Source organism: Bradyrhizobium sp. AZCC 2230 (assembly GCF_036924495.1).
Lineage (GTDB): Bacteria > Pseudomonadota > Alphaproteobacteria > Rhizobiales > Xanthobacteraceae > Bradyrhizobium > Bradyrhizobium rifense.
This window is the reverse complement of the sequence record NZ_JAZHRS010000001.1, coordinates 9,361,801-9,388,413: the sequence shown is the minus strand read 5'-3', so window position 1 is coordinate 9,388,413 and position 26,613 is coordinate 9,361,801. Positions and strand designations below refer to the sequence as shown.

The window sequence follows — 26,613 nt, the reverse complement described above, 5'->3', positions numbered from 1 at the left end:
ACTTGCAATGGGCACAGCACCGGCATCACGGGACGTGACGTCCTACGGAATGGGATTGGCGGCGCCGCTGGCGCTGTTCTTCCTGGTCTTCTTCGTGGCGCCGCTGCTGCAACTGCTCTGGCTCTCGCTGCACAACGACACGGCCGGGCTCCATTGGGGGCTCGGCCAGTACCTGCACTTCCTGACCGATCCCTTCAGCCTCAGCGTGCTCGGCTCGACGCTGTTGCTGGGGGCCGAGGTGACGGCCGTCTGCCTCGTGCTCGGCTTTCCCATCGCCTGGCTCTACCAACGGGTCGGGCCGCGGCTGCAGACAATCATCATCCTGATCGTGCTGCTGCCGCTTTTGACCAGCGTCGTGGTTCGCACTTTCGCCTGGATCGTCATTCTGGGACGCCAGGGCATCATCAACGCCACGCTGCAATCGCTCGGTGTCATCGATACGCCGCTGAAACTGCTCTATACCCAGTTCGGCGTGGTGATCGCGCTGGCGCAGGTGCAGATGCCATTGATGACACTGCCGCTGATCACCGCACTCGGCCGCATCGACCCCAATCTCGACGATGCCTCCTGCTCGCTCGGCGCCGGGAGCTGGCGCACTTTCTTCAGGATCGTGCTGCCGCTCTCACTGCCGGGCGTGATCGCCGGATGCACGCTGACCTATGCCGCCGCGATCACCGCCTTCATCACGCAGTCGCTGATCGGCGGCGGGCAGATGCTGTTCATGCCGATGTATCTCTATCAGCAGGCGTCCACACTGCAGAACTGGCCGTTTGCGTCTGCGATCTCGATCATCTTCCTGCTCGCCGTGCTCGCTGTCGTCTCCGTCTTCACCACGCTCGGCCGCATGTCGCGCGGCTATGGAGGCGCGTGATGAGCGGACGCAAACGGACTCTTGAAGCGATCAGCTTCGAATTTGCGATGACGGTGATCGCGATCGTCGCACTGATCATCATCATCGCGCCATCGCTGGTCGTGCTGATCGTCTCCTTCACCAGCGGCTTCTCGCTGAGATTCCCTCCACCCGGCTATTCGCTGCGCTGGTACGCCGAACTCTGGAATGCTTGGCAGCTTCATTTCGCGGCGAAGAACAGCCTGATCGTCGCGCTGTGGGCAACGGGCCTGTCGATCGTGCTCGGCGTTGCGGCGGCGCTCGCGATCTCGCGGTCGCAGGCGCTATCGGCGCGGCTGCTCGATTCCCTCTTCATGTCGCCGCTGGTGCTGCCGGCGCTGGCTTTTGGTCTGGCTGCGCTGATGCTGTTCTCGCTGGTCGGCCTGCCGGTGTCGCCGCTGACGCTGGTGATCGGCCACACCGTGGTCTGCGTGCCCTATGTCGTGCGCAACACGGTTGCGGCGCTCGCCCAGCTCGAACCGACGCTCCTGGAAAGCTCGGCGGTGCTGGGCGCCAGCCGACTCTATACGTTCCGACGCATCGTGCTGCCGCTGATCCGGCCCGGCATCATCGCCGGCGCCTTCATCGCCTTCATGTCGTCCTTCGACAACGTGCCGGTCTCGCTGTTTCTGCGCGATGCCGCGACCGACATGCTGCCGATCCGGATGTGGCAGGACCTCGAAGGCAAGCTCGACGTCACCATCGCAGCACTTTCGAGCGTGCTGATCATTGCCACAGTCGTGCTGGTTGCGGTCATGGAACGCGTCACCGGTCTCTCGCGGCGGCTGACCAACTGATCAGGCGCCGCGGAACAGCGAATAGCCCCAGCGCGTGAACTTCAGCGGCAGATGAAAATGCTCGTCGACGTTCTTGATGCGGAAGCGGAACGGCGTCACCGTGAGAAAACCGTCGCTGTCCGCAAAGAACCCGCCGAGATGAAACAGCACCTCGTACTCGCCAGCCGTGACGCCCGCGCCCTGCGCGATGGGATGATCGAGCACGCCGTTGGCGCCGAGCCGCCCGTCGGCGATGCGCGACGAATCCGGATCGATCCGCCAGATCTCGACGCGCAGTCCCTGCGCCGGCCGTCCGCTCGCCACATCGACCGCGTGAATGGAAATGCCGCCTGCCACCATGTTCCTCCCGTGAACGCGCCGCCATGGTAGACGCAAACGCACCTCTTCGGCCAGCGCCCGCATTGCTACCTGCCCTGGGGGCGATGACCTGGCTTCAGGCGCTGGTCGCGCTCGCGCTGTTCGCGCCGGGTGTGGTCGCGCCGCGCGCCCATATCGAGGTCTGGCAGCTCTCGATGTTCTCATGCGCCGTGTTCGCCGTCGCGGCACAGTGGCGTTGATCTGGGGAGGTCATGACAGAACCGGCACATAGCGCGCGCGAAATTGCGGCCGACGTCAGCGCAGGACGGATCAGCGCGGTCGAGACAGCCAAAGCCGCCCTCGCCCGCATCGAGGCCGCGAAGGCCTTGAACGCAGTCGTCACGATCGATCCCGAGCGTACGCTCGCTGATGCGGCGGCGGTCGATGCGCGCCTGCGCGATGGCGAGACCATGTCGCTCGCCGGCGTTCCCGTCATCGTCAAGGACAACATCTGGGTCGGCGGCTGGCGCGTGACACAGGGCTCGCGCCTGTTCGCCGATTTCATCGCGCCGCAGGATGCGATTGCGATCGAGCGGCTGCGCCGCGCGGGCGCGGTCGTCGTCGGCATCGGGGCAACATCCGAGTTCGCCAGCAAGGGCGTCACCACCTCGCCGCTGTATGGGCCAACACGGCATCCGCAAAATCCCGCACTGACGCCGGGCGGCTCTTCGGGCGGACCCGCCGCAGCCGTCGCAGCCGGCCTTGTGCCGCTCGCGATCGGCACCGATGCGGGTGGCTCCAGCCGCAGGCCGCCGGCCCATGTCGGCGTTGCCGGCTTCAAGCCGTCCTATGGCGCGATTCCCTATGGGCCCGGTTTCGCCGAGCCATTCTTCGGCCTGTCCGTCATCGCGCCGATCGCCATCGATGTCGCCGATATCGCCCTGGCATTCGAAGCCATGGCCGGCGACGATCCGCGCGATCCGGACTCGGCGAACATCGCGCAAGCTACCTGTAATATCTCCAGCCAGCGCATCGCGTTTTCGCCGCGTCTCGGGCTCGACGCCGCAGTCGACGATGTCGTCGCAAACGGGCTCGCCTCCGCAGTTGCGCGTCTCGCTGCCGCAGGCTTGCCTATCACGCGACGCGATCCAGTCTGGCCGGCCGGCGCCACGGAAGAAGCCATCATGCCGCTACAGCATGCCGGCCTCGCCGCGCTCTATGGCGACGCCTTTCGCAAGGATCCCGCCGTCTTCGATCCTGATATCGCCAAGCAGATCGAGCGCGGACTCGCCTGGTCAGGCAGTGATGTTGCCCGGGCGCTGATTGCCAGCACGTCGATCGCCCATGCGTTTGCGGCCTTCTTCTCCGAAGTCGACCTGCTGCTGGCCCCGACAGTGCCCTGCGTCGCCTGGCCGTTCACCCAGCTCGGACCCGACATGATCGGCGGCCGCCCGGCGAGCCCCCGCGGGCACGCCGTGTTCACGCCGTTCGTCAATCACGCCCGGCTGCCGGCGATCTCTATCCCCTGCGGGCGTGACAAGGCCGGACTTCCTTTCGGCCTCCAGATCATCGCCCGGCGCGGACAGGACCGCACATTGCTGTTGGCCGCACGACATATCGAAGCGCTGCTGCGAGCGTAGTTCACGTCACGAAGGTCGCCCGCAAGCGTCGCCAGCCGATCACGATGCCGGTGACGGAGAACACCAGGCCAAGCGCGCAAAGTCCGACGATCAGGACATCGCGCAGACGCGGATGCGCCATGAGAACGGGGAAATCGAGCGTGTGCAGCGCGCTGTAGAACCAGCGATAAGCCCGCCGCGAGGCATCCAGCCGTTGCAACACGCTGCCGTCGGCGCCGTCGATGTCGAACCAGAGATCGCCGCATCGGACGCGGTAGACCGGCGTGCCGGGAACGCTAGACTGCGCAGAATAGTCATCGTTATCGGCAAGAACCGACGCTGCGCCGCAGCCTGCCGCGAGGCGCGTCGTCAGGCTGAGAACGTCCTGCTCATCCAGGAACGCCATCTGCCGATTGCGAGCCAGTGCGCCCGCCTTGGTCAAGGTCTGGCGGCCAAGGCCGGTCCGGTCGCGTCGAAAGACACTTCCATTGAAAGCAAACCATTCGACCTCGCGGACCGAGGCCGATATGGGCCGCTGATCAAAGGATGGAGCCGCGCGCCAGTCCGGCACAGCGTTCGTCACGCCGGCCTCAGTTGGGGTCAATTGCCCGCGCGAAAACAGCCGGCCGTGATCCATCGAGAGCCAGCCGCTGAAAATCCAGGTCAGCACGAAAACGGTCGAAACGAGACCGATGATGTGATGCAGGGCGTGCCAGCCGCGATAAGGCGACGAGATAAGGCCTCCTCGAATCCTGATCCTGATGACACCGAGCACCGCTCCCAGCACCGCCGCGATCAAGGCCGCCAGCGACAGTGTCGAGACGACCTGGTCCCACATCGACCAGTTGCTTCTCAGAATCGTCGGATAGATCCAGTGCAGGACGCTGCCGACGAGATTCCAGCCACGCTCGCTTCGGGTCGTATCCAGCACAATTTCGCCAGTGCGCGACGAGACGTAGATTTCCGTTCCCGCCGCATCGCCAAGCGCGACGCGAAACAGCGGCCGATGCCGATCAAAACCGTTTGGCACGCTCCATTGATCGTAGTCGGCGCGTGCGGCGATCCCGGCACGCGTGGCGTCGAGCCCGCGGCTGCGGGCGTGATCCCGGGCGATGGCGAGCGCGACATCGGGAAACTCCACCGATGCGTCCGCCCCATCTGACGCATGGACCGCTCGCACACGCGAGGACCCCAACACGACATAGACCTGCCCGTCGCGGCGCTGGATCAGGCGAACGCGCGTAGCGTCCATGATGCCGCTGGCTGCGACTGCGCCGGCAACCGATATGATCGCCTCTCCGCGCTCCACCGGCGCGAGCCCGGCAAAGCGTTCCGCTTCCGTCAGCGACGGAAACGGAACGAAGTGCATCACGATTCCACTCGCGAACCACATTGCGAACAGGAGGCAGAACGCGATCCCGAGCCAGCGGTGCAACAGGACGATCGCGCCCATCATATGGTCAGCGCCCTACCATTTGAACGCTGCGGAGATCTCGTAGGTCCGCGGCGCGCCCAGCAGGATCTGGTCGGGATAGAACGGATCGCCCCAGATCGCGTAGCGCTTGTCGGTGAAATTGCGCACCCGGAAGGTCAGGCGGGCCTGGTCGACCGCATTGAACACCGTCTTGGGGATATCGACGAAGGCGTAGAGATCACCGACGGTGTAGGCATTCATGGTCACGGTGTTGGCGTCACTGTTGTAGCGGTCGCCGACATGGCGGCCGGTGATGCCGACCTCGACAGGCCACGGCGTGAAGAAGCGCCAGGACGCGCCGGCATTGGCGACGATGCGCGGCACGTTCGGCGGTGTGTTGCCGGAGAACGAGCCGCCGGCGAAATCATAATCGGCATAACGCGCATCGACATAGGCGATGTTGCCCCAGAGACGCAAAGGCTCGATCGGGCGGATCGATCCGGCGAGCTCGACACCCTTGGATTCCTGCCGTCCCGCGATGTTGAGCGTCATGCCGCCGGCCGCCGCATAGACGTTCTTGCGTACGATATCGTAGGCCGAGAACGACCACTCCGCCCTGTTGTCCCAGAGCACATGCTTGACGCCAGTCTCGTAGGTGCGCGCGGTCGTCAGGTCCAGGTTCTGGGTCGGAGCAAGCAGGAAGATATTGTTGGCCGAGACGTCCGCGCCGGTGGCGTACTGGCTGAAGAAGGTCAGACCCGGAACGGCTTCCCAGGTGTAGCCGATGCGGCCGGTGACGGGCGCCCAGGATTTCGAGAAGGGGAAATTCGCGTTCTCCAGGCCGTTGACGTCGGTCGAGTTGCGGTCGAGCCCGATATGCTCGACGCGAATGCCGCCGATCAGCGAGAAGGTCCGCGTCAGCTTCAGCCGGTCCTCGAACGCCAGCGCCTCGTTGTCGATACGCGCGGTCTGCTGCTTGGTCGTCAGCAGGCCGTAGAAGCCACGGTTGGGATCGACGAGATCGACGGAATCGCTGGGGAAATTCGCAGCACCCGGCCTGACGAAGTCGAGATAGCTCGACGAGAGCGTCGTGACGAGGCGATTGTCGAAGCCTGCGATGTTCGCATCCCAGGTCAGATCCGTGATGTTGCCGACCAGGCGCTGACTGTGTGCGACATAGAAGCGGCTGCGATCAACCGTGTTCGTGGCCGTGTTGAAGGCTTCGACCTCGTTGTTGAACCACGAGCGTTCCGCGCCGTAGGCATAGGCCTGGCTCTTCAACGTCAGGTCGGGCGCCAGCTTCAGCTCGAAGCCGCCGCGCAGCCAGACCTCCTGCGCCACGTTGCGATTGTCGAGGACGTTGTAGTTGGTGTTGAAGGTGCGATCATCGATCGTGATCGGCCCGAGATTCGAATTGTTGGAGGCGACATAGGTGCCCGAGACGATGCCGGCCGTCGCGTGCGAGCCACTGAAGGCCACCGGCACCAATGGCGCGCCCCAATAAGCCTTGGAGCGGTCCTCGCGATACTCGATCGCGCCCCAGACCTTGAGGCTGTCGGAGATGCGGTAGTTGAGCTGGCCGGAGACGTCGAGCGTTTTGGTGTTGGTGTCGTCGGCAAAGCCGTTGAGCGTGGAGCGGCTGACGTCGAAGCGGTAGTCGAGGCCCTGAATATTCGTGCTGCCACCCGAGCCGTAATGCGCGCGGAAGGAGTTCAGGGAGTCGTACGAAAAGTCCGCTTCGTTCCGGATCGCCCCCGTGTGCGGCTGCTTGGTGACGAAGTTGATCGCGCCGCCGGCGGCGCCCTCGCCCGAGATCAGCGAGGCCGGGCCTTTCAGGATTTCCACGGCTTCGAGATTGGCCGTGTCCATGACCCGCGAGGTCATGTTCTGCGGACCGATCTTGATGCCGTTGTAGAGCGTGTTGATCTGGCTGTTGGTGAAGCCGCGCATCGAGAATGCCGACGGCTCGGCCGGATTGTCACCGGCGGTGACGCCGACCGCGCCTTGCGCCACGTCGGAGACGGTGCGGTAGCCCTGCTCGCGCATGGTCTCGGCGGAGATCACCTCGACAGTTGCGGGCGTCTCGCGCACGGTCAGGCCGAGGCGCGAGGCGCTTTCGGCGACCGCATTGCTGTTGAGTGGCGTCGGCGCCGCAGCGTTCGGCACCACCGGCTTGGACGCGGCCGCTGCCGCGGCAGGTCTGCGCGCTGCCGTGCGGCGTGCGCTTGCCGCCTCCCGGCCGGCCGGCTTGGCCTGCTTACGGGATTGCGGCGGCGAGACCTCCACCGCAGGCAGGGGTTCGCGCGCCTGCTGCGCCAAGGCAGCTGGCATGTCGATGGCGACAACAGATGTGAGAGCGGCGGACGCCAGCAAGAAACGGCGTGGTCGTACAATATGGATGGAAGACACGGTCTTGGACCTCGGTGTGACGTCAGTGGCACGTCACCGCGAACCAAGGTCCCATCTTCCGGCTCAAAAGCCTTCCGATGAAGCCGAATGTCTGTACTCCCCGACCGACATCTTCGCGTGTGACCACGGCTGACGGCAGGTCTCCTGGCTCGCGGGTCGTGACCACTTCGTCGCCTTCCCGGGACCGAGGACCCAGTGGCTTCTGACGAAGGATTCACCGCTTACAGTTGCGGGGGCAGCCGCGGCATTGGGGACAACATCCCCGCACCGCATTCCCTTTTCATCCCCTCTCGGGGAAACCGTCAAAGTCATCTAGAGTTACGATCAAGACAGAGTCAATGTACAAGCTGCGGCGTTATTGCCACAGCAACCAACTTCCTTGGAGATGAGTATGGAAGGCGAGACCTTCCTCTGGTTGATCCGGCATGCGCTGGTCGACGGCGTCAAAGGGACGATCCACGCCGCCGACGCGCCAGCCGATCTCAGCGATCGCGCGCAGCTCGAGGCGCTGCGCCGGTGCTTGCCGCGGGATGCGGCGGCCTATGCCAGCCCGGTGCGACGCACGGTTGAGACGGCGCGCGCGCTGGGGCTTGAGCCCGAATTGCTGGCCGAATTCGGCGAACAGGATTTTGGCGACTGGACCGGCCGGCGGCATGACGAGCTCGCAGCTCACGGAGGCCACGCCTATGCGCAATTCTGGAGCGATCCGGCGCGCGGACGGCCGCCGGGCGGCGAGAGCTTTGAAGATCAGGTCGCGCGCGTCCGGCTGGGTCTCGCACGGATCGGCGCAGGTCACGCCACGCTCGTCGTGCATTCCGGCACCATTCGTGCCGCGCTCTGCATCGCACTGGATCTGACGCCGCAGGCCGCCTTGCGCTTCGTGATCGATCCGCTGTCGCTGACCCGGATTGATCGGCTCGCAACCGGCTGGCGCGTCGTCTCGGTCAATCAGCGCGTGGGCTAGGACGGCCGATCCGGCACGTTGGCCTGCGCGAACGTCGCCATGTCATTGTGAAGGCTGCATGCCGATCGCACCAGCGGCAGCGCGATCGCGGCGCCCGATCCCTCACCGAGCCTGAGATCGAGGCTGATCAGCGGCTGCACGTTCAGCGCGCGCAGCACCAGCCGATGCCCCTGCTCCGCCGATTGATGCGAGGCGAGCTGGAACGGCTGGCACGATGGATTGAGCCGCACCGCCGCGAGCGCGGCAACCGAGACTATGAAGCCGTCGATCAGGACGGGAATGCGCGCCTGCGCAGCCGCGATGATCGCGCCGGAGATCGCCGCGATCTCGAGGCCACCCACCGCGCACAGGATCTTTTCGGGCGCCGCTCCCGCAACGCCATGACGCGCGATCGCCGCATCGATCACGCGCGCCTTGTGCGCACGGCCCGCCGCATCGACGCCGGTACCCGTGCCCGCGATGTCCTCGGCGCTGATGCCGAGCAGGCTCGCGGCGATCGCCGCCGATGTCGTGGTGTTGCCGATGCCCATCTCGCCGAAGATCAGCAGATCAGGCTGATGGGCCTTCGCCCGCGCCACCGCGCGCTGGCCAGCCTCAAAGGCGAATGCCAGCTCGGCGAGCGTGAGCGCAGCCTCGACGCTGAAATCGCGAGTGCCAAGGCGCGGCTTGTCCGTGATGATATCAGGCATCGCCGCCTCGGCCAGTGTGCCGGCATCGACGACCTCGAGGGTCGAGCCGAGCTCACGCGCCAGCACCGAGATCGCGGCACCTCCAGAGGCAAAATTCGCCATCATCGCGATGGTCACGGCCTGCGGATAGGCTGACACGCCCTGAGCGACGATGCCGTGATCGCCGGCGAAGATGATGATCGGCACGCGTGCGGCGCGCGGGCGTTCGGTCGCCTGCAGGCCGGCAAGCTCGATCGCGAGCTGCTCGAGCCGGCCGAGCGCGCCGGTCGGCTTTGTCAGTTGCGCCTGCCGCGCGATCGCGGCCTCGCGATGGGCGGCGGAGATCTCGGGGCATTTCTGAGTAACCCAATCAGGGAGCATGCTGCCTCGCTTACGGCCTGCGCTTGAGAATGTAACTGTCCATGATCCAGCCATGCCGCTCGCGCGCGTCCTGTCGCGCCGCGACGATGCGCGCCCCGACCTCGGCAAGCCGGCCGGATAGGATGATCTGATCGGCCATGCCGAGATAGGCGCCCCACCAGATGTGCAGGCCTTCCGGATCGAGCAACTGGAAAGCGGTGCCGCCGTCGAGCATCACAACGACCGTATCGACGCCCACCGGCCAGCCGCCTTCGCGCAGGCGGCGTCCCGTCGTCACCAGAAACGGCTCGCCGATGTCGTTGAGCGGCAGCGCATGCGCCGCGCACAGCGCCTGGATCGAGGTGATGCCGGGCACGACCTCGATTTTTGGCAACGGATTGAGCCGCCGCGCGATGCGCAGCGAGGAATCGTACAGCGAGGGATCGCCCCAGATCAGCAGCGCGACCTTGCCGCGACCTTCGAGATGATCAGCGATCGTCTGCGACCAGGTCGCGGCGACCGCGTCGTGCCAATCGTCCACGCCCTTGCGGTAATCGGCCTCACCCGCATCACGCACGGGCAGATCGAACTCGGCGATGCGCGTGGTGTCGTTGGTGAGCACATCGGCGCAGATGGTCCGCCTGAGATCGGCAAGATCGGATTTTGCGGTCCCCTTGCGCGGGATCAGGACGAGATCGGCGGCGTTGATCGCGCTAATCGCAGCGCGCGTGAGTTGCCCGGGATCACCGCAACCGATGCCGATCAGGGAGAGCGTCGTCATGCCGATCCGCCCTCCGCCAGCGCGCCGAACATGATTACGGCCGCCGTGGAGGCCGCGCCGCCGCGCGCGAGCTGCTCGGCGAGCTCGGCAATCGTGGTGCGGACCAGCCGCTCGTCGGCATGGCCGAGGGACTCGGCGAACAGCGCCGGAGTGCTCGCTGAGAGGCCGTGCTCGATCAATTTCGCGACCAGCGCCGGAAAGGTGCGCCGGCCCATATAGACCACGGTCGTCGCATCAGGATCGGCCAGCGCCGTCCAGTTCAAGTTCTGCGGCAGCTCGCCGGTGGCATCGGCGCCGGTGACGAACTGCACCCGGCGCGAGGTGTGGCGGCGTGTCAGGGGAATCCCGGCTTGTGCCGCGGCGACGCAGGCCGAAGTGACGCCGGGAACGATTTCGTAGCCGATGCCGACCTCGCGCAGCGTCTCCAGCTCCTCTTCGAGCCGCCCAAAAATCCCGGCATCGCCCGACTTCAGTCGAACCACACGCACGCCCGTGGCGGCGTAGTCGACCAGCAGGCGGTTGACGTGATGCTGCTTTGTCGACGCCCGCCCTGCCCGTTTCCCGACCGCGACGAGATTGGCGCCCGGGCGTGCCAGATCAAGGATCGCGCCGGAGGCAAGGTCGTCATAGAGCACGACATCCGCCTCGCGCAGCCGCGCGGCGCCCTTGAGCGTAAGAAGCTCGGGATCACCGGGGCCGGCGGAGATGAAAGTGACAAAGCCGCTCACCGGTCCTCCGCGATCAGATGGAAGAACGTGCCAGTGGCGTGGCCGCGTCGCGAGCCGGTTTCGGCGATAACGGCACCGGTTGCGTCGTGCACGGCCGCCAGCGGCGTATCAGGCTGGGCGACGATCGTCGAATAGTGGAATTCATGGCCGCGCAGGCGCGCGCCAACCTGATGGCCCGGCATGGGTGCAGCGAGCGCAGCGAGACGATAGCCCAGATGCATGCGGCGCTTGGCAAAGCTCGTCTCCAGTCCGAGCAGGCCCGTCATCTCATGACTGATACCATCGGCATCGGTCAAAGCCGTTCCCAGCACCATATACCCCCCGCATTCGCCGTGCACGGGTCGTGTCTCGGCGAAGGCGCGCAGGCCGCTGCGGAAGCGCGCATTGGCGGCGATCTTGCCGGCATGAAGCTCGGGATAGCCGCCGGGTAGCCAGCACACGTCGGCGCTCGCATCGGGCGCTTCATCCGCGAGCGGCGAGAAAGTCGAGATCTCCGCGCCTGCCGCGCGCCAGGCTTCCAGCATATGCGGGTAGACGAAGGAGAATGCGGCATCGCGGGCGAGTGCAATGCGTTGGCCCGGCGGCGTCACGTTCAGGCCGTTCGCCGCTGATGGCACGGACCGCGCGGCCGCGGATCGCAGCACCGCATCGAGATCGACATGCTCGGAGACAAAGCGCGCGGCCTCGTCGATCAGCTCGCCGATCTCGGCCTGCTCCTCGGCCTGCACCAGGCCGAGATGCCGTTTCGGCAGGCTGATCTCGGCGTGGCGCGGCAGCGCGCCGAACACGGCGATACCAATGTCGTTCATGGCACGCCGCACGAGGTCTTCATGGCGCGGGCTCGCGACGCGGTTGAGCACCACGCCTGCAAGGCGCACGCCCGCACGATAATCGCGAAGTCCTGCGGCAATCGCCGCAGCCGTCTGCGCCTGTCCGGAGGGATCGATCACCAGCACCACCGGCCAACCCAGCATCTCCGCGATGTCGGCAGTGGCGCCAGTGCCGGAGACGCCGCGCGCGGCGACGCCGTCGAACAGGCCCATCGAGCCCTCGGCGAGCACGATGTCGGCATCGCTGCCCCGGCCGACGAGATGCGCGATCGTCGCGCGGTCCATCGCCCAGCTATCGACATTGACGGAGGCGCGGCCTGTGGCGGCGGCATGGAAGGCGGGGTCGATATAGTCAGGCCCGCTCTTGAAACACTGCACGCGCAATCCGCGATTGCGCCAGGCGCGCGCAAGCGCCAGCGTCAGCGTGGTCTTGCCGACGCCGGAGGCCGGCGCGGAGATGACGAGGCCCGCCGGCATCACGACGCCTCCGGAAAGCGCGGCTCGGCGCCAACAGGCCGGTAGCGGCGGTCATAGTCCGCGGCGTAGAGGCGGCTCTCCTCGAAATCCGCAGTGCCAAGCGTCTTGCCGACCAGGATGAGCGCGGTGCGCTCCATCTCGCTGCTTATGGCTGCATCGAGCGTTGCGAGCGTGGCGCGGACGATGCGCTGGTCGGGCCAGCTCGCGCGCCAGACGATCGCGACCGGGCAATCCGCGCCATAATGCGGCGTCAGCTCGGCGACGACCTTGTCGAGCAGATGGATCGACAGGTGAATGGCGAGCACCGCACCGGTCGCGGCAAAGGCCGCGAGCTTCTCGCCCTCGGGCATCGCGCTGGCGCGGCCGGGCGTGCGCGTCAGCACGACCGTCTGGGCAAGACCAGGCAAGGTCAGCTCGGCCTCGAGGGCCGCCGCGGCGGCCGAGAACGACGGCACGCCGGGCGTGACCGTGAAGGGAATGCCGAGTGTGCGCAGGCGGCGCAGCTGCTCGCCCATCGCCGACCAGATCGAGAGGTCGCCGGAGTGCAGCCGCGCGACGTCCTTGCCCTCGACATGTGCGGCAGAAATCTCCGCGATGATCTCGTCGAGCGACAATGGCGCGGTGTTGACGATGCGCGCACCGCTCGGGCAATGCGCCAGCACGCCTTCGGGCACCAGCGAGCCCGCGTAGAGGCAGACCGGACAGGCCGCGATCAGATCGCGTCCGCGCAGGGTGAGAAGATCGGCGGCGCCCGGCCCGGCGCCGATGAAATGCACCGTCATGAGCCGTCTCCTTCCGCGATCGCCGCGGTCGCGGTGCGATCCTGCGAGACCGCACGCGTTGCGATGAGCCGCGCGCGTGGGCCGGCTGCGGCGAGTGCTGCCGCTTCGGCGACGGATCCCGTGCCGAACTTTTCGGTGATTCGCTGCGACTGCGTCGGCGTCGCGATACCTGCCAGCATGTCCGCAGGGACGGCCCTGATCGGAACGCCACACTCGCGCGCGAGCAGTTTCAACGCCTCTGAATCAGCCTTGTCGCTGACGGTTGCCACGGCCGCGAGGCCATCGGGACCGCCGGCCGCCGCAAGCGCTTCGCGCAACGAGGCCAGCGTAACATCCTTCTTGAATCCGAGCCCGGCGACTTTCATCGGACCGTACTCCACTGCACCACCGGCCGCGCCGCTTCCCAGGACCGGTAGCGGCCGAGCGGAGCGGCATGCGCAATCTCGACCCGCATCAGCTCGCCGCCATGCTGCTGGTGCAATTCGCCGAGCAGCGCTTCCGTCTCCAGCGTGACTGAATGTGCAACCAGCCGCGCACCCGGCGAAAGCTGGGACCAGATCGCATCGAACATCGCAACGTCGAGACCACCACCAATGAAGACGGCATCCGGCGCGTCCAGGGCAGCAAGAGCTTCGGGCGCCTTCCCCGCGATGACAGTGATCCGATGTGCCAGTCCGAACGTCGCCGCATTGGTACGAATATTCGCGGCGCGATCATCGCGCGCCTCGACGGCCGTCGCGGTCCCGCCGCACAGGGCCCACTCCACCGAGATCGAGCCCGAGCCCGCGCCGATATCCCACAGCCGCTCGCCGGAGCGCGGCGCCAGTGCGGAGAGAGCCAACGCGCGAACCGGCCGCTTGGTAATCTGGCCGTCATGGACGAAGAGCTCATCCGCAAGGCCCGAGCTATGTGGAATGCCGTGCCCACCCCGCGGAAGCAGCGCCACCGCAACCAGACTTCCAGTATGATCCCAAGTAAAGAGGTCGGCGCGATGCTGGTCGATGTCTTCGCGTGGACCGCCCAATGCAGCCAGGGTCCACAAGAGTGAAGCGCCCCATCCGCGCGCCGTCAGCCATTTCGCGAGATCGGCGACGGATGTCGCGTCGCGCACGAGGCAGATGATGCGCGCGCCTCGCGTCAGGTGCGGAACGAGACGTTCGAACGGCGCGGCGTGAAGACCAAGACAGGCGGTTGCTTCGAGGCGCCAACCCAGCCGTGCTGCGACCAGCGAGAAAGTCGACGGCGCAGGATGCCCGATCCATTCGTCCGAACCGAGCCTCTCGGCGAGGCCCGCGCCGGCGCCATACCAGAACGGATCGCCGGAGGTTAGCACTGCTGTCGGCCGGCCACGGCAGCTCAACACGATGTCTGCGTCGAACGGCACCGGCCATGCGCGGCCGCGGCTTCCCACATCCGCAAGCGCGAGATGCCGTTCACCGCCAAAAACGGTTTCCGCGTTGGACAGCGCCTTTCGACTTGCGTCGGACAGCCCGGCAAGGCCATCTTCGCCGATACCGATGATGGTCAGCCAGGGATCAGCCAAGGAATCAGCCATGACGCGCGCCCTTGTCCTGGGCGGAATTGCCGATGCGAGCCTGCTCGCCGCGGAGATCGCGCGCGCAGGGATTGATGCCGTGTATTCCTATGGCGGCCGCACCCGCGCGCCCGCCGATCAGCCGCTGCCGACCCGCATCGGCGGCTTTGGTGGCGTGAGCGGGCTTGCCGATTACATCCGCCGCAATGGCATCACGCATGTGATCGATGCGACGCATCCCTTCGCGGCCGAGATCAGCCGCAATGCCATTGAAGCCTGCGCGAAAACCGGTACGCCGTTGATTGCGCTCGAACGTGCGCCCTGGACCAGAGCGCCCGGCGACAACTGGATTGAAGTCGGCGATGTCGCCGCCGCGGCCGCCGCCCTTCCCGAAACGCCCGCACACGTGTTCCTCGCCATCGGCCGCCAGCACATCGCGCCGTTCGGGGCGCGGCCGCAGCACGCCTACACGCTGCGCTTCGTCGATCCGCCCGAAGCGCCCCTGCCCTTCGCTGCCGATGTGATCGTATCGCGCGGACCGTTCACCCTTGATGGCGAGCTGGAGATGATGCGCATGCGCGGCATCAATTGGATTGTGGCGCGCAATTCCGGCGGCGACGGCGCGCGCGCCAAGATCGATGCTGCCCATAGGCTCGGCCTGCCCGTCATCATGATCTCGCGACCAACGCTGCCCGAACGGCTGCGGGTGGAGAGCGTCGCTGAAGTAATGCAGTGGCTCGGTCATCGCACGCCCCTCGGCGCATAGACCCAGCGGCCGACACGGCGCGTCTGCGAATTGCCGACGATGACGAGCGTGCGCATGTCGGCCATCTCTGATGTTGCGTCGTTCAGCGTCACCGTCTCGATCTTTTCGTTCGCCGCGCTGATCGCGCGCGCGAAGATCACGAGACGATCACCGCAGCCGGCTTCCTTCAACACCGCGAGCGCGCGGCCAAATCCTTCCGGTCGGCTCGCCGAGCGCGGATTGTACAGCGCAATCGAAAAATCGGCTTCGGCGGCAAGCCGCAGCCGCTTCTCGATCACCGCCCACGGCTTGAGATTGTCGGAGAGATTGATCGCGCAGAAATCGTGGCCGAGCGGCGCCCCCGCGCGCGCCGCGGCGGCCAGCATGGCAGTGATACCCGGCAGCACGCGGATCGGCAGAGCCTGATATTGCGGCGCCTGCTCGAGCGCCTCGAATACGGCCGAGGCCATCGCAAACACGCCGGGATCGCCGGAGGAGACGACGACGACCTGTCCGCCTTCGGCCGCGAGGCGTAACGCTTCGGCTGCCCGCTGCAGCTCTTCGCGGTTGTCGGACGGATGCAGGGTGAGACCGGCCCGCGGCGGGACGCGCGCGACGTAGGGCGCATAGCCCAGAATATCGGTCGCCGCGGCAAGCGCGGCGGAAACCTCCGGCGTCACCAGCGCATCATGGCCCGGCCCGAGGCCCGCGATGGTCAGCGTGCCCGTCATTCGGCGGCGTCCGGCAGCCGGCCCTTCCCGTGCACCAGCACGATCGCAAAGTAAGGACAGTCGGCGGCGTCGATCTCGGCGAGCCGCACGACGCGCTCGCCCGGCATGGTGCCGCGCTCGACCAGCCAGGCATCGTCGAGCCGGCCGGCGGACGCAAGCGCACGGCGCACCTTTGCGAGATTGCGGCCGGTCTTCATGATGACGAGCGCATCGGAATCGCGCATGCGCCGTTCGAGCTCGGCTTCAGCCAGCGTACCCATCAGCACCGTCGTCACGTCGTCGCCGAGCGCGATCGGCTGACCGACGCCGTTCCAGCAGCCGACCATGCCGGGAATGCCGGCGATCACCTCGATCTCGACGCGGCCCTGCAGGCGCGTGTGCAGATGCATGAAGGAGCCGTAGAAATAGGGATCGCCCTCGCAGAGCACGACGACGTCGACCGCGCGCGCCAATCGCGCCAGGCGCTCGGCCCATTCGTCGTAGAAGCCGGCCAGCAGCTGGACATAGTCCGGGCTGTCGAAAGCGATCTCGGTCGTGACCGGATACTCCATGGGATATTCGGTGACGTCGCTTCCGAGCATGCCCTCGACGATGCGCCGCGCCTGGCCGGGCCGACCCTTCTTGCGGAAATAGGCGACGTGCTTTGCACCGCGCACGGTGCGATCGGCGCGCACGCTCATGAGATCGGGATCGCCGGGGCCGAGACCGCAGCAGATGATGCGTCCCATGGTTATTCGCTCCGGCTTGCGAGCGCATTCACGGCCGCGACCGTGATGGCCGAGCCGCCGAGGCGGCCTTCGACCGTCAGCGCCGGTACAGGCGGATCGGCCATCAGCGCTGCCTTGGATTCGGCCGCACCGACGAAGCCCACGGGGCAGCCGATGATCGCCGCAGGCCGCGGGCAGTCGCGATCCTCCAGCATATTGAGCAGATGAAATAGCGCCGTCGGCGCATTGCCGATCGCGACGATTGCACCGTCGAGGTGCGGGCGCCACAGCTCCAGCGCCGCGGCCGAACGCGTGTTGCGCATGGACTGCGCCCGCGCAGGAACCGTCTCGTCGCTGAGCGTGCAGATCACGGCGTTGGCCGCCGGCAATCGCGCGCGCGTAATACCCTCCGAGACCATGCGGGCATCGCACAGGATCGGCGCGCCCTTCTGCAACGCCGCGCGTGCGGTGGTCGCCATACCCTTCGTGAAGCGGATATGCGCCTCAAGTCCCACCATGCCGGCGGCATGGATCATCCGCACCACGACCTGCTCCTCATCCGGCGTGAAGCGCGCCAGATTGGCCTCGGACCTGATGGTCGCGAAGGATTGCCGATAAATCGCGGCGCCGTCCGTCTCGTAGGTGTGCGGCATCAGTGCCCTCCCATCAGAATGGAGGGATCGCGAACGATGTCGTCACGGTCGAGCCCCCGCAGGATGGGCTCGTCGCGGGTCGACCCGCCGCGCACGAGATCGAATCCTGCGCCCGTCGCAATCAATGTGATCGCGGCGGCGCCGGAATGGGCGCAACCCTTGGCACAGCCCGAAACGTGAAGCCGCTCGGCCCCGCCAATGTTCGGCGCAAGCGCCGCGGCCAGCGCGCGCGTGTCGGCATGCGCCTCGCGGCAGCGCGGCGCGCCACTGCAGGCGATGACGCGCAGCGCCGGATCGTAAGCTTCGGTGATCAGGCCGGAAGCGGTCGGCATCGTCCGCTTGCCTTCGCTCAAGACCATGCGCCATGGCGTCATCCGCAGCGCATGCCCGCAACCGGACAGCTGATTGAGCGTCGCATGCGGCATCTGCCCGAAGGCGACGCCGACCATGGCACCCTGCGGATAAAGGCCGGGACGTGCGGCAGCCATGATAGGCGCCGGCTCCGCTTCGCCGCGCAGGACTTCAGGCAATTCCGCGCCGGCCGCAAGATGCGTTGCCATGCGCCCTCTTCCATCCCTGACGCCGGAGGCGGCGAACCAGCGTGCGACAGCAACTGCGGTGGTCACGACCTCGCCACGCGCGACGCTGCGACCGAGCCTGGCACCATCCGCGCGCACGAGGAGACCACCGGCAGCGTCACGCTCGATCCGCACATCGGCGGAGTTGCCGGCGAGCACGCGCGACTTGCCGTCATCGATGGCGAAGCCAAACTTCGTCGGCAGCTCGAGCATCGAGTCCGCCAGCGCCTCCTCGAGCTCGGCCGCAAGCGCCTGGGTCTCGTCGCCATCGCGCCAGAACGGCGTGACCAGGATATTGCGCCGGGATTCGGTGTCGGCGTCCGGGTCGAGCAGCGTCAGTTGCGCAAGACCGTCAAGCAGCAGCCGATGGCTGCTCTCGCTGACGCCCCTGATCTGCAGATTGGCGCGGCTGGTCACGTCGATCAGACCATTGCCGTGGCGCTCGGCGAGATGCGCAAGCCCGGCGATCTGCGCCGCATCGAGCCGGCCGCCGAACGGACGCACGCGGACCACGAGTCCGTCGCCCGATTGCATCGGCCGCAGCGCGCCGGGACACCAGCCCTTCACCGAAGCCGCGCTCATGACGCCTCCTTCAGCGCAGCTGCGATCGAATTGCGGCGGGTCCGCCAGAGCGAGGCCTCGTGCAGACGCGTGAAGCAAATCTCCATCGCAGCCAGCGCCGCCGAATTTTCGCGCGCCATGAAAGCGCGGACATCGGCGTCGCCGAGCGTTGCATCGTAATAGAGATCGAACAGATGCGGCGGCACGGCACCGGCCAGATGCGCGAAGGCGGCCATGTGCTCCAGCGTCGCAGTGATCTCGGCGGCGCCGCGAAAGCCGTGGCGCATCATGCCGGCGATCCAGGCCGGGTTGGCGGCGCGCGCCCGGACGACGCGCGAGATCTCTTCGGTCAGCGTGCGCGCGTGCGGCTCGTCGGGGCGGGTCGTGTCGAGGTGATAGAGCGATGGCCGCGCCGCGCCGAGATGGGCTGCAGCCGCCGCCACGCCGGCCTCATGCGCGGCATAATCGGCGGCGAGCAGCAGGTCGGTTTCCGGCAGATCCTGGACGTGGACGAAAGCATCGGCAGAGGCAAGCCGCCGCTCGATGCCGGCGCGATCGGGCCTGATCTCTCCATCGGCGAAGAACGCCCAGGACGATGCCGACAGCCAGGCCTCGCCGGCTGCGTCGCGCGTCTCGGGCGTGAAGGCATCCGGGATTGCCGAGAGGCCGACGCCGTATTGTCCGGGGCGCGGCGCGAACACGCGCGAGGCGCGATGGCGATAGGGATTTTCCTCGCCCTCCTCCTCGCGCGATGCGAGCGCCTCAGTGGCGACCTCGAACAATTGCGCTAGGCCCGCGAAGACATCGCGGAACAGGCCGGACACGCGTAGCGTGACGTCGATGCGAGGACGGCCGAGCTCGGCCGGCGCGATGATGTCGTAGCCGGTGACGCGGCCGGAGGCGTGATCCCAGCGTGGCGCGAGGCCGGCCAGATGCAGCGCCATCGCGAACTCCTCGCCCGCGGTGCGCATGGTCGCCGAGCCCCAGAGATCGACCACGAGCCCTTTCGGCCAATCGCCGTGATCCTGAAGATGACGACGCAGCAGCTCTTCGGCAAGTTTTATCCCCTGCGCATGCGCCGACGGCGTCGGCACGGCGCGGGGATCGACGGCGAAGAGATTGCGACCCGTCGGCAGAACATCGCTGCGTCCGCGATAGGGCGAGCCAGATGGGCCCGGCGCAACGCGCTTGCCCGCGAGCGCAACACGCAACGCGTCCCGTTCGGCCTCGCCGCAGGCGCCGCGACCGAACACGTGCAGGCCGTCGCCGAACTGGCTTTCCTTGAGATCGCAGACGAAGCGATCGATCCACGGGATCGCTTCGGCCGGCGCGGCCGAGGCATCGAGCCCGAGATCGTCTTCGAGGCCGGCAGCGCGCGCCTCATCGCGGATCGCGGAAATCAAGCGCTGGCGGCGGGCGGGATCGAGACCATCAGCGGTCGAATATTCGTCGAGCAGACGTTCGAGCCGGCGCATGCCTTCCGGCACCGCGGATTGTTCGAGCGGCGGGGGCAGATGGCCGATGGTCACAGCGCCGATGCGCCGCTTGGCCTGCGCGGCCTCACCGGGATCGTTGACGATGAAGGGATAGATGACGGGGAGATCGCCGATCAGCGCTTCGGGCCAGCACGCGGACGACAGCGCCACGGATTTTCCGGGCAGCCATTCCAGCGTGCCGTGCGCGCCCATGTGCACGACGGCATCAATCCCCTGCGCACGGAGCCAGAGATAGAAAGCGACATAGGCATGGCGCGGCGTGCGGGCGAGATCGTGGTAGTCGGCATCGCGCGTAGTCGCATCGCCACGCTCGGGCTGGACCGCGATGATCGAGTGGCGGCATTGGATCGCAGCGAAGTGGAACGCCCCATCGCGGCAATTCGGATCATTCTCCGGCGCGCCCCAGGCTTGCGCGAGATCATCCTGCAAATTATGCGGAAGGTGCGAGAGCGCCGCGCGATAATCGGCGACGCTCCAGGCCAATTGCTGCTTGAGCAGCGTCTCGCCAAGCGCTTCAATTGGTGCAACATCGAAGCCGGCTTCAGTGAGATCGGACACCAGCGCTTCGACCGAAGCGAGCGCGTCGAGACCGACCGCATGCGCGATCTGGTGCGGACGTCCGGGATAGTTCGAGAGCACGATGGCCAGCCGTTTCTCGGCGGCCGGTGTCTCCGCAAGCCGCCACCAGGCCGCAACGCGCGCAGCCACGGCCCTCACGCGCTCTTCATCCGCCTGATGGGCCAGATGCGAAAATTGCAGATCTGGATCGCGCGTCGCAGCCGATTTGAAACTCACCACGCCCGCGAACAGGCGGCCGTCGACCTCGGGCAGCACCACATGCATCGCGAGGTCGCCGGGCGACAGGCCCCGCAGCGACTCCGCCCAATCCTCTCGCCGCGCCGACGAGAGCGCGACCTGGAACACCGGACATGACGCGGCATCGAACGGCGTCGTGCCATCGTCGCCCATCGCCGAGAACGCCGTCGCATTGACGATCGCCGCCGGAGGATTTTTTGCGAAATACGTCCTCAGCCAATCCGAGACACCTGCGGCCTTCAGCGACGTGACGAACACGCCATGAGCGTCAAAGCCCCTCTCGCGCAGCGCCGCGATCAGCGCATCGACCGGCCCCGTGTCGGCGGCGGTGAGATAGGAGCGATAGAACGCCACCAGCGCATGCGGCTTCCCTTCGCTCGCCACCGGCACGGCGATCACACCGCGTGCGGGATCGTAAAAGCCCATCTCGGGAACGGTCATCTCGCCAACGACGGGTCCGGCGTAAAGGCCGGAGGCCAGCGCGAGCTGCGCGATCGCGGCTTGTGCCGCAACGGGACCACCGGTGTCGCAGAGAACTTTCAGCCGGCGCAGCGTCGAGACCGGCAGAGTGGAATACGCATCGAGCCGCGTGTCGTCACGACCATCGGCCGGCAGCACGGCGAGCACGATGTTACGATCCTTCGCCAGTTGCTGGAGCGCCGCCAGCCCATACGGCCAATAGGACTCGCCGCCGATCAGCCGCACCAGAATGCCGCGCGCCTGCGACAGCGTGCGCTCGATATAGGTATCGACCGAGAGCGGATGACGGAGCTCTGCAAGGTTCGCCAGCCGCAGCGACGGCAGGCTGTTGCGGCCGCGCCGCCAGCCGGCCGCGAACGCCGCGAGATCGGAGTCCGAGTACGAGAGCACCACGAGATCGGCCGGGTCCTGGCCGATGTCCCTTGGCGTCGCGGTCTCTTCCAGACCGCGGCTCTCGCGGAAGACGACGTGCATCAGACTCCCAATCCCGCCTTGATCGCGGCCTCGTCGATATCGCCGTGCTCACCGATCACGACGAGCTTTGACTGCCGCTTGCCGGCGCCCCAGGGCTTGTCGAATTGGTGGCGCACGCGCTCTCCGACCGCTTGCAGCAACAGACGCATCGGCTTGCCTGCGACCGCGATGTAGCCCTTGACGCGCAGCACGTTCTGCTCGCGTGCCAGCTTCTGGACGGATGCGACCAGCGCGTCGACATCGGTGACTTCAGGAAGATCGATCACGACCGAAGCAAAATCGTCGTGCTCGTGGTCCTCCTCGCCGTCATGATGCGAAGGGCGCGCGGCGAGATCGTTCTCAGCGGCAGCACCGAGGCCGAGGATCACGCGTGCGTCGATCGCACCGTCGGTAATGGGGAGCATCGGCACGCGACGCGGCATCTCGGCGGTAATCAACGCCTTGGCGGCCTCGATGCCGGCGTGACCCGCCAGATCGGCCTTGGTCAGCAGCACGATATCGGCGCAAGCGATCTGATCCTCGAACACTTCGGACAGCGGCGTCTCGTGATCGAGATTTTCATCCGCCGCACGCTGCGCTTCGACCGCATCCGGATCCGGCGCAAAGCGGCCGGCCGCCACCGCCTCGGCATCGGCGAGCGCAATCACGCCGTCGACCGTGATGCGCGAACGGATCTCCGGCCAGTCGAACGCCTTGAGCAGCGGCTTCGGCAGAGCGAGCCCCGAGGTCTCGATCAGGATGTGATCAGGCCGCACCGGGCGCGCCAAAAGCTTCTCCATGGTCGGAATAAAATCATCGGCGACGGTGCAGCAGATGCAGCCATTGGCGAGCTCGACGATGTTCTCCTCCGGGCAGTTTGCGTCGGCGCAGGACTTCAAAATCTCGCCGTCGACGCCCTCGCTGCCGAACTCGTTGACGAGCACGGCGAGCTTCTTGCCGTTGGGATTAGCGAGCAGGTGCTGGATCAGCGTCGTCTTGCCGGAGCCGAGAAACCCGGTGACGACAGTCACAGGGACTTTTGCAAGCGAGTTCATTCGGCGGCCTCCGGCAACACGGCAATGGGGGGAATGCGGGCAAGCGACTGCTTGCGGAAGATTTCGGGGCGGCTGCGCCAGGGCACGACGCCATCGGGCGCGGCGGCATAGGCGGCAGCGCCGGCGACAACGTCCTGCGCGTTGGCGTCCGAGAGGCGGCCGTAGACATAGGACCAGCGGCCGGGCGCGCTGAGCGCGACCGAGCAGCCCTGGCTGCATGCAGACAGGCATTCGACGGGAACCACATTGACGCCGTCGGGCACGCCGGCCTCGAGGATCGCACCGTGAAGGCGCTTGCCAGGCGCGACCTCGCCCTCGCCAAGCGTCTGGCCGGCGCGGCAGGTGATGCAGACGTGCAGTGTGACCGTCATCGCCTCTTCCAGAAGTATGAGCGGGAGGCGAAGAGGCCCACGAACCGTTCTTGCGAAGGCCCGTTTCCCCGTCGCGGAACACCCCGTCCGCCGGTCCAAAAATCGTCCGCGCTGGCAGGTCTCCCGGCTTGCGGAGCAGGGTTTCCCCTTCGATCCCCGCCTTCCCGATCCGCAAGGTGGATCAGTGGCTTTGGGCATCTCTCCGGTCACGGTCGCGGGGGCGGCTGCAGTTTGGATCCAAATCTTGCCGATTCGGACCCTATCGCATTCCCTCTTCGCCTGTCATAGGACAGGAACCAACGCCGGGTCACCATTTGCCCCCGGCCGCCTCTTGTCAAGCCGAAGGACCCTGTCAGATGACGCCGGAACCGGATACCCAAACGGCCGACGAAACCGACGCCAGGCACGCCGCGAAAATGGCGAAAATCAAGGTCGCCCGCGACAAGATCATGGCGACCAAGAGCGGCGAAAAAGGCCTCATCATCGTCCACACTGGCGCCGGCAAGGGCAAGTCCTCCTCCGCCTTCGGCATGATCGTGCGCTGCGTCGCCCATGGATTCCCCTGCGCGGTCGTGCAGTTCATCAAGGGCGCCTGGGATACCGGCGAGCGGCGCCTGCTCACCGGCCATTTCGGCGAGCTCTGCCAGTTCCACGCCATGGGCGAAGGCTTTACCTGGGAGACGCAGGACCGCGCCCGCGACATCGCGGCCGCGCGCGCCGGCTGGGACAAGGCGAAGGAGCTGATTCTCGATTCCAATCTGCGCATGGTCGTGCTCGACGAGATCAACATCGCGCTGCGCTATGACTATCTCGACATCGCCGAGGTCGTCGATTTCCTGAAGACCTCGAAGCCGCCGATGATGCATGTCGTGCTCACCGGGCGCAACGCCAAGGACGAGCTGATCGAGATCGCCGATCTCGTCACCGAGATGACGCTGGTGAAGCATCCGTTCCGCTCCGGCATCAAGGCGCAGGCCGGCGTCGAGTTCTGAGACGATCTCACGATGGCACGCGCGCTGATGATCCAGGGGGCCGGCTCGGACGTGGGCAAATCGCTCATCGTCGCCGGCCTCGCGCGCGCCTTCACGCGGCGCGGCCTGCGCGTGCTGCCGTTCAAGCCGCAGAACATGTCGAACAATGCCGCCGTCACCGTCGATGGCGGCGAGATCGGCCGCGCCCAGGCGCTTCAGGCGCTCGCCGCCGGCGTCGAGCCGCACACGGACATGAACCCGGTGCTGCTCAAGCCTGAGACCGATGTCGGCGCGCAGGTCATCGTGCAGGGCAAGCGCATCGCCACCGCACGCGCGCGCGAATATGCGGCGATGAAGCCTTCCTTGATGGGCGCCGTGCTGGAGAGCTTTGAGCGGCTGAAGGCGCGTTCTGATCTGGTGCTGGTCGAAGGCGCCGGCAGTCCGGCCGAGGTCAATCTGCGCAAGGCCGACATCGCCAATATGGGCTTTGCGCGCAAGGCCGATGTCCCCGTGGTGCTGATCGGCGACATCGATCGTGGCGGCGTCATCGCACAACTCGTCGGCATCAAGACGGTGATCGATCCTGACGATGCCGCGATGATCCAGGGATTCGTCATCAACAAGTTCCGCGGCGATCCCACGCTGTTCGACGACGGCTACAGGCTGATCGCGACGAAGACCGCATGGCGAGGCTTTGGCGTGCTGCCCTGGTTCGCGCGCGCCGGCGAGCTGCCCGCCGAGGATGCGCTCGGCCTGAGCGACGCGCGAAAACCCGGCCAGTGCAAGATCGCCTGCCTTGCACTGTCACGGATCGCCAATTTCGACGACCTCGATCCGCTGAAACTCGAGCCGGGCGTCGATCTCGTGATGGTGCGTCCGGGAGAAGCGATCCCCGGCGATGTCCGCCTCGTCATCATCCCCGGTTCAAAGTCCACCCGCGGCGATCTCGCCTTCCTGCGCGCGCAGGGCTGGGACATCGATCTGCTCGCGCATCACCGCAGGGGCGGCCATGTGCTCGGCCTCTGCGGCGGCTATCAGATGCTCGGGCACAGCGTCGCCGATCCTGATGGCATTGAAGGCCCTGCGGGCGACACGCCGGGCCTTGGGCTTCTGGATGTCCAGACGGTGATGAGCCCGGAGAAGACGCTGACGCGTGTCGCGGCCGTGCATGCTGCTACGGAGCAGCCGATCCAGGCTTACGAAATTCATATCGGCCGCACCGACGGAGCCGATCGCGCACGGCCATTCGCAGAACTGAACGGCGAGCCGGAAGGCGCGATCTCGCGCGATGGGCGCGTGCAAGGCAGCTATTTGCACGGCCTGTTCACGTCGGACGACTTTCGCAGGGCGTACCTCGCAAAGCTCGACATTCCCGCGGGCGACGAGCCCTATCAAGCCAGGGTCGAAAGCGCACTCGACGCACTCGCCGATCAAATCGAAAAGCATCTCGACGTCGAAGGATTGCTTGCGCTAGCGCGCTAGGACCTCGGCGAGGCGCGTCCATTCGGACTCAGCGCCCGGAAGACCCAGGCGCAACCAAGAGGGGTTTTGCGCAAAGACGCGGGACCAGATCTGGCCTTGCGCCAGCTTCTCCTGCGCGGCACGCGCGTCCGGCGTTTCATAGAGGCGAAACAGGGGCGCGCCGCCAACCAGCCGCCAGCCTTGCGACTGCACCATCTCGTCGAGGCGAACGCAGTCGCGGGCAAGCCGCGCTGACGTCGCCTTGGCCCAGGCGTCGTCCCGCAGGGCACGACAGCCGATCGCGATCGCAGCTCCGGAGACCGGCCATGGACCTGACGCCGCCGTGAGCTTGCCGATGTCAGCCGCATGGCCGATCGCGAAACCGAGCCGCAGCCCGGCGAGACCATAAAACTTTCCGAACGAGCGCAGGATCAGCAGCCCCGGCCGCCCCGCTTCCGAAGCGAGCGAGACGTCCGGAACAGCATCCGCAAAACTCTCGTCAATGACGAGGTGACCGACGCGCGGCAACAGCGCTAGCAAATCCTTCGGCGCGTAACGGCGGCCGTCGGGATTGTTGGGATTGACGACGATGGCGAGGTTCGCCCCCGCCAGCGAATCGAGCGCCCTCACCTCCTCGATCTCCCATCCTGCGGCCGAGAGAACGGGAGCATATTCGTTATAGGTCGGCGCGAGGATGCGTGCGCGACCGCGCGGCGCAAGCTGCGGCAACAATTGAATGGCAGCTTGCGCACCGCCCATCGCGACGATCGGCGCAGCTGTGCGATAGGCGTGCCCTGCGGCCTGATGCAGGGCGTCGATCTCGGATCTCGACGGCAACGCCTGCCAATGATGCGCGTCGAGCTCGCCCACGGGATAAGGCAGCCGGTTGATCCCGGTCGACAGATCGATCCAGTCCTGCGCGCGTCCGCCAAAACGCTGCTGGGCCAGATCGAGATTTCCTCCGTGCTCGCGCATGCCCTGTTCTT

General features: G+C 66.6%; 25 protein-coding genes, 1 pseudogene and 2 riboswitches. Of the genes and pseudogenes, 8 read left to right on the top strand and 18 right to left on the bottom strand.

Annotated features, from left to right (window positions below):
• Positions 1–7: 7 nt before the first annotated feature.
• Both V1280_RS44655 and V1280_RS44650 read left to right on the top strand, forming a co-directional pair.
• Positions 8–871 carry an ABC transporter permease gene (locus tag V1280_RS44655; protein WP_334537481.1) on the top strand — a complete coding sequence of 288 codons (864 nt, stop codon included), beginning with the start codon at positions 8–10 and terminating at the stop codon, positions 869–871.
• Positions 871–1,686 (top strand): ABC transporter permease, encoded by an 816-nt coding sequence (locus V1280_RS44650; RefSeq protein ID WP_334537479.1) that lies wholly within the window; start codon positions 871–873, stop codon positions 1,684–1,686. The genes V1280_RS44655 and V1280_RS44650 overlap by 1 nt, the downstream gene beginning before the upstream one ends.
• On the opposite strand, the gene V1280_RS44645 is transcribed toward V1280_RS44650, so the two are convergent.
• Positions 1,687–2,022 carry a hydroxyisourate hydrolase gene (locus tag V1280_RS44645; RefSeq protein ID WP_334538594.1) on the bottom strand — a complete coding sequence of 112 codons (336 nt, stop codon included), beginning with the start codon at positions 2,020–2,022 and terminating at the stop codon, positions 1,687–1,689.
• A gap of 26 nt (positions 2,023–2,048) precedes the next feature.
• On the opposite strand from V1280_RS44645, the pseudogene V1280_RS44640 reads away from it, so the two are divergent.
• Positions 2,049–2,254 (top strand): annotated as a pseudogene (locus V1280_RS44640) (MFS transporter); the annotation flags it as partial.
• Position 2,255: 1 nt separating this feature from the next.
• Entirely contained in the window at positions 2,256–3,623 is a 1,368-nt protein-coding gene (locus V1280_RS44635) for an amidase (protein WP_334537475.1), read from the top strand.
• A gap of 1 nt (position 3,624) precedes the next feature.
• Here V1280_RS44635 and V1280_RS44630 read toward each other — a convergent pair whose 3' ends face one another.
• The gene (locus V1280_RS44630) at positions 3,625–5,058 is read right to left on the bottom strand and encodes a PepSY domain-containing protein (protein ID WP_334537473.1); all 1,434 of its coding nucleotides are present in this window, start codon (positions 5,056–5,058) and stop codon (positions 3,625–3,627) included.
• 12 nt (positions 5,059–5,070) lie between these two features.
• Complete coding sequence (locus tag V1280_RS44625) at positions 5,071–7,425, bottom strand: TonB-dependent receptor (protein ID WP_334537472.1); 2,355 nt, start codon at positions 7,423–7,425, stop codon at positions 5,071–5,073.
• A 117-nt stretch (positions 7,426–7,542) separates the two neighbouring features.
• Positions 7,543–7,744, bottom strand: a riboswitch (cobalamin riboswitch).
• Positions 7,745–7,816: 72 nt separating this feature from the next.
• Here V1280_RS44625 and V1280_RS44620 point away from each other — a divergent pair.
• A complete protein-coding gene (locus tag V1280_RS44620; RefSeq protein WP_334537471.1) occupies positions 7,817–8,389 on the top strand; it encodes a histidine phosphatase family protein in 573 nt (190 codons plus the stop codon).
• Here V1280_RS44620 and cobT read toward each other — a convergent pair.
• Genes cobT through cbiE form a run of 7 tightly spaced genes read right to left on the bottom strand, consistent with a single transcriptional unit; the run spans position 8,386 to position 14,558 of the window.
• Positions 8,386–9,438 carry a nicotinate-nucleotide--dimethylbenzimidazole phosphoribosyltransferase gene (cobT, locus tag V1280_RS44615; RefSeq protein WP_334537469.1) on the bottom strand — a complete coding sequence of 351 codons (1,053 nt, stop codon included), beginning with the start codon at positions 9,436–9,438 and terminating at the stop codon, positions 8,386–8,388. The genes V1280_RS44620 and cobT overlap by 4 nt on opposite strands.
• A gap of 10 nt (positions 9,439–9,448) precedes the next feature.
• Complete coding sequence (gene cobF, locus V1280_RS44610) at positions 9,449–10,198, bottom strand: precorrin-6A synthase (deacetylating) (RefSeq protein ID WP_334537467.1); 750 nt, start codon at positions 10,196–10,198, stop codon at positions 9,449–9,451.
• Positions 10,195–10,926, bottom strand: a complete 732-nt coding sequence (cobA, locus tag V1280_RS44605) for a uroporphyrinogen-III C-methyltransferase (protein WP_334537466.1) — start codon at positions 10,924–10,926, stop codon at positions 10,195–10,197. The genes cobF and cobA overlap by 4 nt, the downstream gene beginning before the upstream one ends.
• Positions 10,923–12,233 carry a cobyrinate a,c-diamide synthase gene (locus V1280_RS44600; RefSeq protein ID WP_334537463.1) on the bottom strand — a complete coding sequence of 437 codons (1,311 nt, stop codon included), beginning with the start codon at positions 12,231–12,233 and terminating at the stop codon, positions 10,923–10,925. The genes cobA and V1280_RS44600 overlap by 4 nt, the downstream gene beginning before the upstream one ends.
• The gene (cobM, locus tag V1280_RS44595) at positions 12,233–13,015 is read right to left on the bottom strand and encodes a precorrin-4 C(11)-methyltransferase (RefSeq protein ID WP_334537462.1); all 783 of its coding nucleotides are present in this window, start codon (positions 13,013–13,015) and stop codon (positions 12,233–12,235) included. The genes V1280_RS44600 and cobM overlap by 1 nt, the downstream gene beginning before the upstream one ends.
• On the bottom strand, positions 13,012–13,380 hold the full coding sequence (locus tag V1280_RS44590; RefSeq protein ID WP_334537461.1) for a cobalamin biosynthesis protein: 369 nt from the start codon (positions 13,378–13,380) through the stop codon (positions 13,012–13,014). Before V1280_RS44590 ends, cobM begins: the two co-directional genes overlap by 4 nt.
• Positions 13,377–14,558 (bottom strand): precorrin-6y C5,15-methyltransferase (decarboxylating) subunit CbiE, encoded by a 1,182-nt coding sequence (gene cbiE / locus V1280_RS44585; RefSeq protein WP_334538593.1) that lies wholly within the window; start codon positions 14,556–14,558, stop codon positions 13,377–13,379. The genes V1280_RS44590 and cbiE overlap by 4 nt, the downstream gene beginning before the upstream one ends.
• A 10-nt stretch (positions 14,559–14,568) precedes the next feature.
• Between cbiE and V1280_RS44580 the strand changes: the two genes are divergently transcribed.
• Positions 14,569–15,315 carry a cobalt-precorrin-6A reductase gene (locus V1280_RS44580; protein WP_334537460.1) on the top strand — a complete coding sequence of 249 codons (747 nt, stop codon included), beginning with the start codon at positions 14,569–14,571 and terminating at the stop codon, positions 15,313–15,315.
• On the opposite strand, the gene cobJ is transcribed toward V1280_RS44580, so the two are convergent.
• From cobJ to V1280_RS44545, 7 genes are read right to left on the bottom strand one after another with little or no spacing between them, the layout of a single operon-like run.
• On the bottom strand, positions 15,291–16,025 hold the full coding sequence (gene cobJ / locus V1280_RS44575; protein WP_334537459.1) for a precorrin-3B C(17)-methyltransferase: 735 nt from the start codon (positions 16,023–16,025) through the stop codon (positions 15,291–15,293). The genes V1280_RS44580 and cobJ overlap by 25 nt on opposite strands.
• The gene (locus tag V1280_RS44570; RefSeq protein ID WP_334537457.1) at positions 16,022–16,753 is read right to left on the bottom strand and encodes a precorrin-2 C(20)-methyltransferase; all 732 of its coding nucleotides are present in this window, start codon (positions 16,751–16,753) and stop codon (positions 16,022–16,024) included. Before V1280_RS44570 ends, cobJ begins: the two co-directional genes overlap by 4 nt.
• A 2-nt stretch (positions 16,754–16,755) precedes the next feature.
• Positions 16,756–17,385, bottom strand: coding sequence for a precorrin-8X methylmutase (locus V1280_RS44565; protein WP_334537455.1), 630 nt, complete (start codon positions 17,383–17,385; stop codon positions 16,756–16,758).
• Positions 17,385–18,545, bottom strand: coding sequence for a precorrin-3B synthase (cobG, locus tag V1280_RS44560; protein ID WP_334537453.1), 1,161 nt, complete (start codon positions 18,543–18,545; stop codon positions 17,385–17,387). The genes V1280_RS44565 and cobG overlap by 1 nt, the downstream gene beginning before the upstream one ends.
• Positions 18,542–21,790, bottom strand: a complete 3,249-nt coding sequence (cobN, locus tag V1280_RS44555) for a cobaltochelatase subunit CobN (protein WP_334537452.1) — start codon at positions 21,788–21,790, stop codon at positions 18,542–18,544. Before cobN ends, cobG begins: the two co-directional genes overlap by 4 nt.
• Positions 21,790–22,824 carry a cobalamin biosynthesis protein CobW gene (gene cobW / locus V1280_RS44550; protein ID WP_334537450.1) on the bottom strand — a complete coding sequence of 345 codons (1,035 nt, stop codon included), beginning with the start codon at positions 22,822–22,824 and terminating at the stop codon, positions 21,790–21,792. Before cobW ends, cobN begins: the two co-directional genes overlap by 1 nt.
• A complete protein-coding gene (locus tag V1280_RS44545; RefSeq protein ID WP_334537448.1) occupies positions 22,821–23,195 on the bottom strand; it encodes a DUF1636 domain-containing protein in 375 nt (124 codons plus the stop codon). The genes cobW and V1280_RS44545 overlap by 4 nt, the downstream gene beginning before the upstream one ends.
• 96 nt (positions 23,196–23,291) lie before the next feature.
• A riboswitch (cobalamin riboswitch) is annotated at positions 23,292–23,511 on the bottom strand.
• A 40-nt stretch (positions 23,512–23,551) separates the two neighbouring features.
• Here V1280_RS44545 and cobO point away from each other — a divergent pair.
• Positions 23,552–24,187, top strand: coding sequence for a cob(I)yrinic acid a,c-diamide adenosyltransferase (gene cobO, locus V1280_RS44540; RefSeq protein ID WP_334537446.1), 636 nt, complete (start codon positions 23,552–23,554; stop codon positions 24,185–24,187).
• A 12-nt stretch (positions 24,188–24,199) separates the two neighbouring features.
• Positions 24,200–25,648 (top strand): cobyric acid synthase, encoded by a 1,449-nt coding sequence (locus V1280_RS44535; RefSeq protein WP_334537445.1) that lies wholly within the window; start codon positions 24,200–24,202, stop codon positions 25,646–25,648.
• On the opposite strand, the gene cobD is transcribed toward V1280_RS44535, so the two are convergent.
• On the bottom strand, positions 25,637–26,602 hold the full coding sequence (cobD, locus tag V1280_RS44530) for a threonine-phosphate decarboxylase CobD (protein ID WP_334537443.1): 966 nt from the start codon (positions 26,600–26,602) through the stop codon (positions 25,637–25,639). The genes V1280_RS44535 and cobD overlap by 12 nt on opposite strands.
• Positions 26,603–26,613 lie beyond the last annotated feature (11 nt).